The organism is Candidatus Zixiibacteriota bacterium (assembly GCA_035380245.1).
In the GTDB taxonomy this organism is placed as follows: Bacteria; Zixibacteria; MSB-5A5; order GN15; family FEB-12; genus DAOSXA01.
This window is the reverse complement of the sequence record DAOSXA010000005.1, coordinates 24,731-38,371: the sequence shown is the minus strand read 5'-3', so window position 1 is coordinate 38,371 and position 13,641 is coordinate 24,731. Positions and strand designations below refer to the sequence as shown.

Annotated in this window: 11 protein-coding genes; 9 read left to right on the top strand and 2 right to left on the bottom strand. The window is 56.5% G+C overall.

Features of this window, described 5'->3' with window-relative positions; genetic code table 11:
* Positions 1-162: 162 nt before the first annotated feature.
* The 9 genes from PLF13_13940 (at position 163) to pgsW (ending at position 11,277) form a co-directional block, all read left to right on the top strand.
* Positions 163-2,004: a hypothetical protein gene (locus PLF13_13940; GenBank protein ID HOP08376.1), complete on the top strand. Its 1,842-nt coding sequence runs from the start codon at positions 163-165 to the stop codon at positions 2,002-2,004.
* 9 nt (positions 2,005-2,013) lie between these two features.
* The gene (locus tag PLF13_13935; GenBank protein ID HOP08375.1) at positions 2,014-3,345 is read left to right on the top strand and encodes a hypothetical protein; all 1,332 of its coding nucleotides are present in this window, start codon (positions 2,014-2,016) and stop codon (positions 3,343-3,345) included.
* 84 nt (positions 3,346-3,429) lie between these two features.
* Positions 3,430-4,698, top strand: a complete 1,269-nt coding sequence (locus tag PLF13_13930; protein HOP08374.1) for a TRAP transporter large permease — start codon at positions 3,430-3,432, stop codon at positions 4,696-4,698.
* 169 nt (positions 4,699-4,867) lie between these two features.
* Positions 4,868-5,989 (top strand): succinylglutamate desuccinylase/aspartoacylase family protein, encoded by a 1,122-nt coding sequence (locus tag PLF13_13925; protein HOP08373.1) that lies wholly within the window; start codon positions 4,868-4,870, stop codon positions 5,987-5,989.
* A 21-nt stretch (positions 5,990-6,010) separates the two neighbouring features.
* A complete protein-coding gene (locus PLF13_13920; GenBank protein HOP08372.1) occupies positions 6,011-6,598 on the top strand; it encodes a DUF6305 family protein in 588 nt (195 codons plus the stop codon).
* A gap of 81 nt (positions 6,599-6,679) precedes the next feature.
* On the top strand, positions 6,680-8,599 hold the full coding sequence (locus PLF13_13915; protein HOP08371.1) for a gamma-glutamyltransferase family protein: 1,920 nt from the start codon (positions 6,680-6,682) through the stop codon (positions 8,597-8,599).
* A gap of 27 nt (positions 8,600-8,626) precedes the next feature.
* Entirely contained in the window at positions 8,627-9,784 is a 1,158-nt protein-coding gene (gene pgsB / locus PLF13_13910; GenBank protein ID HOP08370.1) for a poly-gamma-glutamate synthase PgsB, read from the top strand.
* Positions 9,777-10,202, top strand: coding sequence for a poly-gamma-glutamate biosynthesis protein PgsC (pgsC, locus tag PLF13_13905; GenBank protein HOP08369.1), 426 nt, complete (start codon positions 9,777-9,779; stop codon positions 10,200-10,202). Before pgsB ends, pgsC begins: the two co-directional genes overlap by 8 nt.
* Before the next feature lie 7 nt (positions 10,203-10,209).
* A complete protein-coding gene (gene pgsW / locus PLF13_13900) occupies positions 10,210-11,277 on the top strand; it encodes a poly-gamma-glutamate system protein (protein ID HOP08368.1) in 1,068 nt (355 codons plus the stop codon).
* A 252-nt stretch (positions 11,278-11,529) separates the two neighbouring features.
* On the opposite strand, the gene PLF13_13895 is transcribed toward pgsW, so the two are convergent.
* Together PLF13_13895 and PLF13_13890 are read right to left on the bottom strand one after the other, a co-directional pair.
* Entirely contained in the window at positions 11,530-12,351 is an 822-nt protein-coding gene (locus tag PLF13_13895; protein ID HOP08367.1) for a GNAT family N-acetyltransferase, read from the bottom strand.
* A gap of 395 nt (positions 12,352-12,746) precedes the next feature.
* The coding region (locus PLF13_13890) for a hypothetical protein (protein HOP08366.1) at positions 12,747-13,641 on the bottom strand (895 nt) is incomplete at its 5' end.

The window sequence follows — 13,641 nt, the reverse complement described above, 5'->3', positions numbered from 1 at the left end:
TGGATGGAGTGAACGCTCTGGCACATAAGTTGCAGTATCAATCTCGGTTGCCCGAAGTTGACCGGGCGGCCCGACAAAACGCGAATTGGAGTATATGATAAACAATGGAATCTGTTTCTGCCTCGAGCAACAATGTACGGAAGTGGAGGTCATGGTTTGAGGATGACGTGTAGGATTGGTTGGCGAGCGGGACTGATTTTGGTAATAGCAGCGCTGCCGTTACTCTTGTCCTGCGATAATCCGTTCTTCGACGATGGCGACGAGGACGGCGCAATCACAGACAAAGGTGGTTACTTCTACACCGTGGACAATACCACCCTGCGCCTGGTGGCGCTGGATGCATCGCTCCACGAGATAGGCTCCTGGAGTACGGTTCCGCTGCTGGACTCGACTCGGATCCAGGGGATTACGTACGACGGCAGCAAGCTATGGATCTCATCGGCCGGCAGCAACGATATCATCGCTCGAATCGATATCACGGGTGATTCGATAGAGGTCCTGCAGTCCTTTGCGGCCCCGCCTTCCGGTCAGGGAACAGTCCGGGGCATCGCCTGGGACGGGTCCAATATCTGGGCGCTTAACAGCGGTTCGACTACCTATGAGTTTCCACCGACGTTGTACAAACTGAGTTCCGCCGGTGAAGTCACAGCCGAATACCAGTTACCCACGCCGTCGCCTCGACCGCTGGAATTCGTTGGTTCCAACGGCGATGTTTACGGTCGAGGAATATCGGAAGGCTTTTACTATGGCGACATCGACTGGGATCGGGTGGAGTATTTCAACCCCGTCCAACAGGTATTCGATACGGCCTTCACCTCCCCGGCTCCGCCTATGGGCTCCGATTACATCTGGCCGGCCGGCTTGTGCCATGACGGCAATGATTTCTGGTTGCTCAATTCCAGCACCACTGCCGGTCCCAACCTCTTCAGGATCGATCGCAAAGGAAACGTGCTGGACCGCTACGATTTCATGTACACTTCCGTCGGACCGATTGTCTGGACCACACAGAATCTGACCACAACGCCACCTCCGTCCGTGTCCGGGGTCTCCCCCGATGTCGGATTCCCGGGCGGAACGTTCACGGTCGTGGTATCGGGAACGGATTTCGTCGAAGGTACGGGGCTGGGGGTCTCCTTCAGTGCGGGAATAACCGTTACCGAGGTAACGTTCATCAGTTCATCTTCTATCAGCGCTAACATACAGATTGACAACGACGCTGCGTACGGCGACCGTGATGTTATCGTCACCAACCCGGACGGACAGACCGACGTCGCCGCGGGAGCCTTCTCGGTCATAGATATCCCGGCCGCGACGGGCTACCTCTGGTTGTGCAATCCCGAGAACGATTCTCTCTACAAGGTCAGGGTATCGGATACGGCGGTCGTACAGACCTGGGATCTTCTGCCGGTTGCTCCGGGGGGATCGGTGCAGGGCATCACTTTTTCCGGTACTGAAATGTGGCTGGCGGCCGCCGGGACCGACGACAAGCTGGTCCAGGTCGATTATTCCGGAGAAAATCTCACGGTTATCTCCTCGGTCACGGCTCCTCCGGATGCCTCCGGAACCATCCGAGAAATCGCTTTCAACGGCTCCCAGATGTGGGCCGCCAACAGTGGTTCCGGCTATGTTTATCAGGTAGATCCCGATGACGGGACGGTACTTCAATACTATGCCACCCCGGGCCCGGAAATACGCGGCCTGGTGTTCGTGGACGGCAGCATGTACTGCACCGACCGGACGACGGACTCGGTCTACGTGTTCAATTTCGGGACGCTGGCCTGGACCGGCCTGTTCGCCACTCCTACCCCTCCCGGAGGAACGATCGACAACCGATACTCCACCGGAATGACGTATGATGGGGAGACTTTCTGGATCGTGAACAGCACCTATGAGTACGACTGGGTATTCCAGGTCTCGACCACAGGGACGCTTCTGAGAACATACTCGACACCGTTACAGGGAACCACTCCGACCTGGTCAGGCGTGGCTTTCACAGAGGATTGAGGTGGAGTTATGAAGAACATGACACGCAATATCAGCGGGATAATCCTGGCAGTCCTCGCGATCGGTTGTCTGCCTCACTCGCCGTCTGCCCAGATAAACGTCGAGGGAGATTTTCGTGTGCGCTACTATAGCGACCATTTCAGCGAGACTCTCGACAATCGCGGTACCGAGAACTACATGCGTTACCTGGCCCGAATCAGAGGTCGCGGGCAGATCAACTCCAAGGCTCAATTCTACGTCGAGTTGATCAATTGGACTGAGAACAATCCGACGTCGCCGGTACGCAATATCGCCGGGACCGGCAAGATGGAGTACGGGATCAGTCAGGTGTTTGCCGAGATCAGGGAACCCAATTTCCTCGTGTTCGACCTGGCCCGTCTGCGCGTGGGCCGTCAGCAGTTCCCGATCGGCGATGGTCTGACGCAGGGTTCATCGTACTATTTCTACGATATGTTCGACGGCGTGCGGGTTGACCTCTCTTACAAGCTCAGCACGTTGTCGCTGTTCGGGGCCATCACCGGCCAGAACGTGAGTTCCAACGGTCTATATCCCGATCCCGGGTCCGACCAGTTGTTCATCGCTCGCTACTCCCGTCCGTTCCTGGGTCAGAATTTCATGGGCTACTACATTTACAACAAGCTTCGCGGCAATGTCAACGACAGCTACATTATAGGTTTCGGGGTAAGCGGTGAACAGTTACAGACGCGGTTGCAGTATGCTCTCGAAATCGCCCAGCAGGATTTTCATACGCTCGATGCCTTACCCGAGAAGGGGGGCATCGGTTACATGGCCCGGATAAGCTACCGATTCCCTATGGGACCTTTCCGTTCGGTGAAGGTGGAAACGCGCTATGCGGCCTATCAGGGCGATGATCCGGACACCGATGAAATCGAGATTTTCAGTCCGAGATTCCCAAGTTTCTTCTGGGGCGGCCGGAACGGTTACGTCAACGGGGCCATCGGGGGAGATTATCCCTACGACGGTCGCAACCCCGAAGGCACTCGACTCTGGTACAGCAGAATATACGTGGTGCCGAAGGCAATTCCGAAACTTCGGCTGCAGGTCGATTATCTGAAGAGCAATGAATTCGTCGATAATCCGGACTATAATCCGCTCGATCCCGTCACCGGAGAGCCGATGAGCGAGTACAACTCGATGGACGATGAACTCTCCTTCCGAGCGTACTATCAGCTGGCCAGCCAGATCCAGATTCAGTTCAGGCTGTGCCAGACGTTCCCCAACGGAGAAGATGCCGACATCAACCAGAGCGGGACGCTGACCTGGAGCGAGGATCGCGTTCGCCAGACCCGCTATATGTTCGAGATACAAACTGATTTTTAGGGTTGAGATGATCGGTTCGATGAAAACACCGGCAAACAGAACAGAAGTGGCGCCGTCCGCGTGCCCCGAAGGAGGGAAGCGGATATGATTAGTCACGAGCTGATGGTCCTGCTGGTAATGCTGGCGACCTTTGCGGTTGGAGTATTCTGGCTCAAGATACCGGCCGGATTCTCCTTGATGCTTGCCTCGATAACGGGCGCCCTTGCGGCCGGCGAAGGCATTCCTGTTCGTCACCTTGTTGAGGGCGGCTTCGGTTTCATGGAGGCTATTCTGATCATCGCCACGGCGATGGTATTCATGAAGGTAATGGACGGCTCGGGGGTGCTGGGTACGATCAATTACCAGATGGTCAAAACCTTGCACCGCTGGCCGACTTTACTCCTGATTGTCATCACGGTGTTCGTCATGTTCCCCGGGATGTTGACGGGACTGTCCTCGGCCTGCATTTTGACAACGGGAGCGCTCGTTGCTCCCGGACTCCTGGCGATGGGCATGCCGCGGCTGGCCGTGGGTTCGTTGATCGCAATGGCGGCCGTCTTCGGAGAAGTTGCACCTCCTATCTGTATACCGGTGATGATTATTGGCGGCGGTGTGGATATGCCGTATATCGGCTTTGCCAAACCGCTGGCTCTCGCCTCGTTCCCTCTGGCCATTACCACGGCAGTATATTTCAGGATGCGATATTTGAAGCGCTTCGACATCCAGGCCGTTCTACCGCAACTGAGTGCACCGGTTTTTAGAAAGCACGGTATCAAGCTCTTCATTCCGCTGGTGTTTGTAATCGGCTATCTGGTGCTGGAGCAGATGATACCGGAGCAGATTCCTCACCTGGGTGTCCCGTTGATCTTCATGATTGGCGCGGCGATTGGTTTCTTTACGGGAGAGAAGTGTAACTGGCTCAAGGTGTCGCGCGGGGCCATACGCGATGCGATGCCGGTCATGTCGATCCTGGTCGGTGTGGGTATGTTCCTGCAGGTCCTGACCCTGACGGGCGTGAGGGGTTATCTGGCGGTCAACGCGTTGTTTCTCCCCGAGAGCCTCAAGTACGCGGCAGCGCTGATCATGCCGTTCTTCGGTTCGGCCTATGCGGCCGCATCAGTGATAGGGGTGCCCCTCGTATACGTGTTCATCGGGAAGAATGTACTCGTGATTACCTCGGCCCTGGCTCTCCTGGCGGCCATGGGCGACCTTATGCCGCCGCCGTCGCTGTTGTGCGCCTATGCCTCGCAGATAGTCAAATCCCAAAACCATTTTCGCATACTCAAGACGAGTGCCATTCCCATTGTCGCATCCCTGGCAGTGGGCTTTTTAATAATCGTCTACGCCAGTGAAATCGCCCGGCTGATTATGTGAAGATGTTGAGGTAGGATATTGTTGTACTGGACTTACATAGCGATCACCGTCTACCTTTCGGCCATGATAGTAATCGAGCTTTTTTCGGAGAAAGACTGGAAGAGGCAAGTAGCCATGGGCATGCTATTGTTAGTCTTCGTGCTGAGAATCCTGCAGATCAAGTGAATGGATGATACCGAAACACCACATCACCGGAGCGATCGTACTTCTGATCTTTGCCGTCGCGGGCGTGCTGGCAGCGCATGATTTTATATCCATGTGGACTCCCGACAAGATCTACCCTAGCGCCGCACTGACAGAGAAGCGCCGGCTGAGCGACTATTTCTCCGACCTCAAAGGCACGAATGCCGACACCGACGTTCTCATTTTCCAGGGCGACCGACCGGGAGCCACGGTGATGCTGTTGGGCGGAACGCATCCAAATGAGCCGGCCGCGTTCATTGCCGCCACGGTGATCGCCGAAAACATTGTCGTGAACGCGGGTCGCGTCATAATCGTGCCCCAGGCCTGCGCCAGCGGCTTCACCTGTACCGATCCTTTTGAGGGATACCCTCAGTCCTATACCCTGGATACCAAATCGGGTCCGCGCCGCTTCAGATTCGGATCGCGGGTGGCAAGTCCGCTGGACAGTTGGCCCGACCCGCTGATCTACACCCACTACCCCTCGGGACAACGCCTGTCAGGATTCGAGAGCCGAAACCTGAACCGATCTTATCCGGGACGCCCTAACGGCACTTTCAGCGAACGGACCGCCTACGGCATCATGGAAATCCTCCGCCAGGAACAGGTGGACGTAGCCTTCGATCTGCATGAAGCGGCCCCTGAAATACCGATCATCAATGCTATTGTATATCACGAGAAGGGTGAGGACATTGCATTGGCGGCAGTACTGGACCTCGAGATGCTGGGCATGAGCTATGCTCCGGAGTTGTCGCCGACGAATTTCCACGGCCTGAGTCACCGAGAATGGGGCGATGCCACCGACGTCATTCCGTTTCTCATGGAAACCAGCAATCCCATCCAGGGACGACTTCGTGGACAGACCAACGCCGAGTTGGTGATTGAGGGAGTCAGCCCTGAATACAAAGAAGCCCTCGAGTCGGGCGCGTTGCGGATCGTGTATACGCCGACCGGGGAGCCCCTGAAACACCGGGTGGGCAGACATCTCCAGGGTTTTCAGGCTTTACTAAATTCATACAATATGTATCACGAAGACAATCCGGTTGAAATAGAAGGTCTCCCTTCACATCAGGAAATAATGGACAACGGATTAGGAAACTACCTACACTGAAATAGAAAAAGAGAATCTGTCATGAAGAAGTTTTTCATTCTTGCAGCGATAATGACCCTGCTGGTTCCCTTCCGGGCGGCGCTAAATGCTGGAGAAGTCGAAGAAGCCGCTACCGGCGCCGTCCCCGAGGCCGCCGCCAAGCTGGAACAACCGATACTCATTTCCTCGGCCGGACAGAGCGCCGATGCCAAGCTGGTTGGTATGCTGACCAAGCGCCTGAAACTGAACGCGACAACCGAGTCGATGGCGACGGCGGCCAACCTGGAAGGTATCAAAACTCTCATCATAGTTCCCGGTTACAGCTCCAAAGGTTTGGGGGCAGCGGGTGTCAAGCCGGAGGATGAAGCGGAGAGAGTGGCGAGCCTGATAAAGGCGGCGCAAGGCCGGAACATCCCGATAGTCGTAGTGCACGTGGGCGGCAAAGCTCGTCGTGGTCCGCAGTCGGACGGTTTCAATCGTGCGGCAGCCGAGGCGGCCTGCCATATGATCGTCGTCAGTCAAGGCGACGAGGATCATTTCTTCTCCGACCTGGCCGGCGAGAAGAAGATTCCGATCGAGCTAGTGGAGAAAATCGCTGATACCGCAGAGCCTCTAGGCAAACTGTTTTGAGGCTTGCGGTCATAAGTGATATTCGTTGAAAGCGCGTTGCCGGCCGGTGTCGGCCATACCTTTTGATAAACGGAGTTAACGATGAACTCGCATCTGTTTCGCAAATCGCGACTGAATGCCGTGGCCCTCTCCCTTATGATGATGCTGACCACGGTTTTCCCGGTCAGTTTCGGCGCGGCCGTTTCGGCGGCTGAAGTCGCCACCGGTACTCAGGGAATGGCAGCCACGGCGCACCCGCTCGCATCGGAGGCTGCCATTGAGATCCTTAGACAGGGCGGCAACGCGGTTGATGCGGCGGTCGCGGCGGCCTTTGCGATTGGGGTGGTCGAGCCGGACGGTTCCGGTATCGGCGGTGGCGGCGCCATGGTGATCTACATGAACGATTCCCAATCTGCGGAGTACATCGGATACTATCATCGCGCTCCGATGAACATCGACAAGGTATCCTACGATACCGAAACGGACCGGCATACCGCGAAAGCGGTGCTCGTGCCCGGCACAGTTGCGGGACTCGTATACACACAAGAGAAGTTCGGCACCCTGCCGCTGGCAACGGTTATGGAACCGGCGATAAGATATGCCCGCGACGGTTTCGCAATCGACGGCACTCTCGCCACCCTTATCCTCGACAACAATGACTGGCTGGCCGAAACCGGCGCCGCAGCGGAGACGTTCCTCTATGAAGGCTTCCCTATCATGGAGGGGGACGTGTTGAAACAAGAGGAGTTGGCCAAGACGCTCGAGCTGGTGGCCGAGCAGGGACGAGACGGATTCTATCGCGGCCCGGTTGCCGAGGCTCTGGTTAAAGGGCTGCAGGCCGGCGGTTCGGCTATGACACTGGAGGATCTGAGCAACTACAAGGTAGTACACTCCAAACCTCTCGCAGGGACCTATCGCGGCTACACCATTCTTTCTGCTGATGCTCCTCAGTCGGGATCTACCATAATTGAGTCCTTGAACATGCTCGAGAACGCCGATCTCGCAGCTCTCGGGCACTACAGCCAATCGGCCCTGGCTCTGCATCTGATGGCAGAGACTTTCAAGCGCTCCTACGCCGATCGGTGGAAGTTCATGGGCGACCCGGAAATGTCCTACGTTCCGACGATGGGTCTCATCTCGAAAGGGTTGGGCCGTGAACGCTTCCTGGATATTGATCAGTACCAGGCCAAACCGCGCAATCCCCGTCTTACCGGTTACGGCAATCCGGCTAAGTATGACCATGCTGTCAGTGCGTCGGATCTGCCCTATACGACCGGGCAGGACAAGTCGTCGCGCTTTGACGATGGAGACGACGATGGCCGATCGACCTATGACACGTGGGGCGAAGACCTGTTTGACAGTTATGGAGCCACCAAAAAGAAACAGAAGGTGAAGAAGGACAAGAAAGATAAAGGTGGTTTGGTCGACTCCACGTCCCACGACGACGATTTTGACGAGCAGGAATATGACGGCCATACCACGCACATCTCGGTTGTCGACAAGGACGGCAACGTCGTGGCCCTGACCCAGACCCTGGGGACCTTTTTCGGATCGGGGCAGATGATAAACGGCGTGTTGCTGAACTGCGGCATGGCCAATTACTCCCAGTCTTCTGATCCAAATCTCTGTCGTCCCGGCAGTCTTCCGCGCAGTTCTATTGCACCGACTGTGGTTCTGAACCAGAACAAGCCGTTCCTGGTCCTGGGCTCACCGGGAGCCAGCCGGATTATTTGCACCGTGGTCGAACTCATTGTCAATATCATTGACTACAAGATGAACCTTATCCAGGCAAACGACGCTCCCCGGTTCTACTGCCAGAAATACGAAGATTACCTCCACCTGGAAGCGGGTATTTCAGAAGAGGTCGAGAAGAAGCTCTCCAAGATGGGACACCAGGTCAGAACGTACGCGTCGAAAGACTTGTTCTTCGGCGGTGCTCAGATTATCATGGTCGACAGTACTTCCGGTGTGTTTTACGGTTCGGCCGACTCTCGCCGTGGAGGCGTTGCTATCGGCTTTTGAGCTAGCTGAGCTCGAGGAGTGTTTACGATGCTGGTTGCGGGTCTTCTGCTGTCATTGGTTGTTGTTGCCCTGATAGTCGAGAAGCTTATCCTGCAGCAACATCGTGAGTCACTCCAGTTCCGCATTCATGTGGGAGGCACCCGAGGTAAAACCAGCGTTACCCGATACATCGCGGCCGGATTCAGGGCCTGTGGCATTTCAACCTGCGCGAAAGTCACCGGGACAAAAGCAGCACGCATTGATCCATCAGGGCGGGAGACGGCTGTCCGACGTCCCGGGGGACCGCGTCTTCAGGAACAGCTCGGCGTGATTCGCTGGGCAGCCGGAAGCCGGGCGAAGGCGTTAGTGGTCGAATGTATGTCGATCACACCGGAGCTGCAGCGCATGGAAAGCCGCATTATCAAACCGCACCTGCTGGTACTCACCCGAATACGAGATGACCATCGCGAACATCTGGGCACGAGCGAAAACCAGGTGGCCGGTATGTGCGAGTGCATTCCCCGAGAATCGAAAGTCCTTACCGATGATAGGGACAACGAACAGATCATTCGCAGTGTCGCGAGAGCGAGGCGAAGCAAAGTCATCCTGGTTCCCGAACAGACTCCGAACCCGATAGAGAGCGGAATGGATTCCGTTCCCGAGATCAATATCGCCCTGGCCCTTGGAGCTTGTGAGGCGGTCGGTCTCGACAAAGAAAGAGCCCTGGCGGGGATTCTGGCCGAGGCGCGGAAGTACTCCGACCGCGTCGTGAGTATAGGCTTGGAGTCGGGGCAGGCCTGGTTTATCGACGGATTTGCGGTTAATGACATCGAATCGGCGCAATCGTTCGTGGACCGCTGGCGCGGCAAATTGGCCGATTTCAGAAATCTGGTGGTCATGCTCAACACGCGGTCGGACCGGCCCCTTCGATCGGACTCGTTTGTTGACTGGCTCGTGGGACTGGGAAGTCTTCGGCACGTAATCCTGATGGGGGATCATTCGCAGTGGAGCCGACGTGCCCTCGCACGGCGAGGCTTTCCTTCGAGCAAAATCACTCTCTGGACCGTCAAGCAGGCCAGCGATGCCCGGAACATCGTCCGGCCACTGCTGAATGCCGGTGATCTTGTGATTGGTCTGGGCAACACGCACGGCGCCGGGCTGCGGGTAACCGAGTCGCTCGCCGAGATCGGTGGGCCGGATGCTTGAGCTGTTTCTGATCGGTTTGGCTGTTGGATTCCTGTACTACGAGGTGACGGGCATCTCTCCGGGGGGAGTTGTCGCTCCGGCCTACTGTGCTCTCTACATCAATGAGCCTGGGCGGCTTGTCGCCACGGTCATAGTCGCACTTGCAGTCTGGTTGATCATATCGCTGCTGTCCCGCTATCTCATCATTTTCGGACGACGACGTCTGCTACTGGCAATCCTGGTCGGTTTCCTGCTGAAGCTGGCGATCAGCAAATGGCTGCAGCCGGAGATGGCCTTTGAATTCAACTTGCAGTCGATCGGCTACATCATCCCGGGGCTTATTGCCAACGAAATGATGCGGCAAAAGGTAGTAATCACGCTGAGCAGCCTCGGCATCGTGAGTGTCCTTACTTATCTGGTTCTACTCGTAGTGAGGTAGGGACTCAATGCCATCCGCGCGAAAGACCTGGGGATTACTCGCCGTCCTGGCCATCTGTGTGGCTCTGGTCGTTATGGTCGATCACTTCTGGACCAGCACGCAGCCTCATCCCCACGCCTCTCAAATGCGTGCGGCAGTCGCGAAAACCGTGGAATGGTTCAATCTTATCAAAGAACTGAAGAGTTCCCGGGGGATTGAACCGCCGGCTTCCCTGAGCAGTCCCTTTGCCTTTATGATAGGCGATGATTTCTCTTCGATCACCACCACCATCGGCTCGCTTGAGGCCAAGATCGCCTCGACCAATCCGGAGTTTGCCGCCGTTATCGTGAGGTGGTTGCTCGATTCGGGCATCGATTCCAACTCCGTAACCGGGGTGGTTCTGTCCGCCTCGTTTCCAAGTCTGGCGGTTTCAACTTTGGCGGCCATCCAGACCGTGGGCTGTCGAGCGGTCGTGATCAGTTCCATGGGAGCCTCTACTTACGGTGCGAACCAGCCCGAGTGCACGTGGCTGGACATGGAGCATTGGCTGCAGACCGAGGGTGACCTGCGATACCGTTCGGAAATCGTGACCTTCGGGGCCGAAGGAGACTGCGGCGACGGACTGGCGGAGGAAGGTTTGGACGCCATGAGACTCGCCGCACAAAGATGCGGTTATGAGGTATGGATCCCGGAGACGCTGGAGAAGTCGGTCGAGCGTAAAATCGCTCTGTTGCGGTCGAATGACGTGGATTTGCTCATAAACATTGGCGGCAATCAGGCCAGTCTCGGGGCCTGTTCACATGCGGCGACGATCCCCAACGGGTACAACCCGGACTACCGGGGATGCAACGATCCCGATCGGGGGATTATCACGCGTCTGTCACAGCAGTCCGTTCCTTTCGTTCATCTGTTGAATATCAGGGACCTTGCCGTGCGCTACGATCTGGACCTGACAGCGGAGCGCGTCTCCGCGGATGATCAGCCCCCCTACGCCGCTCGCACTGTCGACCGCGTGCCGGTGATTTTGGGAATCGTTTTCGTATGGGGGTTATTGTGGGTGGGGCGTACAAAGGTGTGGAACGAAAAACAGGGATAGATAGATCGGCTTGTTTACTTCCCACCAGTGAACGGGTGGGCCACCAACTGGAGTGTTTAAAAACCTCGATTGATTTCTCATCGCCGGGGGGAAACTAAGCCCCCCAGCTACGCGATGAAGAGCCCTAACCTCGTGGCCGGGCGGCTTCGTGTGGCCTGTGCCTCCGTGGTGTCTTGGACAAGCTTCGGGGCGCAAGACTCATTCAGCAGTTCACCAAGCTAGTGGCCACTCGGTCGATCGTTCTACCTCGGTCTATCTCGTCAACCTCCATTCCTCCATGACCCGGAAGGGCGGCCGGCCGAGCCGTGCAAAAAGGGCGCGCGCTGCGGCGTTTCGAGACGTCGTTCCATCGTGGTAGGTTCTCCCGCCCATAGCCTTCAGGGAACGGAACGCCTGAAGCATGGCGGCGGCGCCAAAACCACGTCCGCGAAAAGCGGGCAGCACCCCGAGATAGTAGATAGTCGACCATCCATCGCTCGGGTAAGTCTTGAGCACAAGCACGGCAGCGGGGTCGTCTCCGCACATACCGATCTGAAGGCGCTCGGGGGCCTGGACCGAGTCCTGGTCCCCAAGCAGGACTTTCAAAAATCCCAGGGCATCGTCTTCCTGACTCGATGCGGGGTCACCCTCGCTCGCCTGGCGCAGCAGATCCGCCGCCTGCACGAGATCGGACTTACTTTCCGAACCGACGCACCTCCAGACAAGCTCGGTCTTGTCCTCCTCCGCGTCGAGCGCTGAGAGCGCTTCCGTGAGGTCCATGCGATATTCAAGGCGATCCTCGCGGCGCTTGAAGCCCCGGGCGGAGAGAATATCGCGATGCAGCGCGGCGCGAGAAGCCGTGAGGGTTTCTTCAACCCCTTCGTCGGCCGTGATCACGCGGGTGTCGAGGTAGCGGGCGTGGTTGTTTTCACAGTCGGCGATGCAGGATTCGATCGCCTCGCAGAAGGCACTTTCTCTCGGAAGGCCGTCGACGCCCTTCTTCCAGGATACGACGATGGCCCAGGCCTCATTATCCTCCTGATGGATAGTGAGACTGACGCAATCGATACCGTTGTCATTTGTAAGGCTGGTCATTCATGACTCTCTTATACTGAATTCTGATTTCCGGAGCCATGTGGGAGGAATCGGGCTTGACGCTAACCGAGGCTGAAGAAGGTAATCCGATTCGCTTTCACAGTATGACTCCGCGTTGAGTTCGTAAGCATGGTTCGAATCACCTCCTTTCCGGTTGGCTGCATAGGTTGCGGCGTAGAGCCGACAGACGGCAATGATCGGGAGGACTATATCATGGGTCCACTTGTGTGTCAAGTTTGCAGTTCTCCTGAATCGCTGCGAAGGCGAAAGGCGTCTCCGAGAATCTGCCTTAGACTCTGAAGGCCCCGGTGATTTGCTAGGGCCTTCATCAACTACACTTTCCGGCTCGAACCGACCTGGTACGGATGGCCGGGTCGAGTCTGTCGATCGTTTGTTTACTCCTGAGCATCCCGAATTGCCTGATCCTCCAGCCATCTCCTGGTGATCTCCCAAGTGGCGCTCTTCTCCTGCGGCTGTCCGAACTCCTCAGGATTCAAGTAGGTTCCGATTCGGTCCGCGGGTTTGTCGACCTCGACCTCAATCCGATGTGCTTCAGCCCAGGCATCTTTCCGGATGCCCGTCACCTGCCAGGAGACCTTCACGTTCGGCTTGTCGGTCTGGATCACGAACCTATTGTCTGATATTTCTTCGGCTATGATCGCTTGGGCGAACTGACCGATCACCGTGAGCTGGTAGCGGAAGTCCTTGTTCAGGGCCGAGAAATAATCGGGTAGCGTCACCACCGCTTCTGCGTTGCCGTCGGTGGTCACGGTGCCATCATAGATGTTCTTCATGTCCGGCGATTCGACAAAGCTGTGTTGCAAATACTTTCTCTCCGGATCCAGCGGATGATCGATTTTGAAGGCCCCGGCCGACTTGCTCAGCGTGCCGCCTACGTATACGTCCCCATTGAAATAACCGGCGTAGTTGTCGCCATGACCGTATTCTGAACCATAGATACCATAGGCGTGCGAACCAGTACCTCCATGGACAACAGTCATGACCCCGAAAGTATATCCAGCCGTCCTACTGTCGCTGCCGACATCGGTGGCGACTCCCCACAAATGGCTGTCTGAAGTATAGTCACCGTGTGCTCTACCATAAATTGCCATACGTTCACCGAAATCTGACAAACTTCCAACCGACGAATAAACTCCATACAAGGACTGTGAAGAAGAGGTGCTAGCCAAATTCACATTGAGACCAGTAGAATCAACCAGTTGAACATGGTCGGCCATCTTGAGTGAGTGCATGCCATAGGTAGTAGTATCACGACCGTCGGTTCGATCG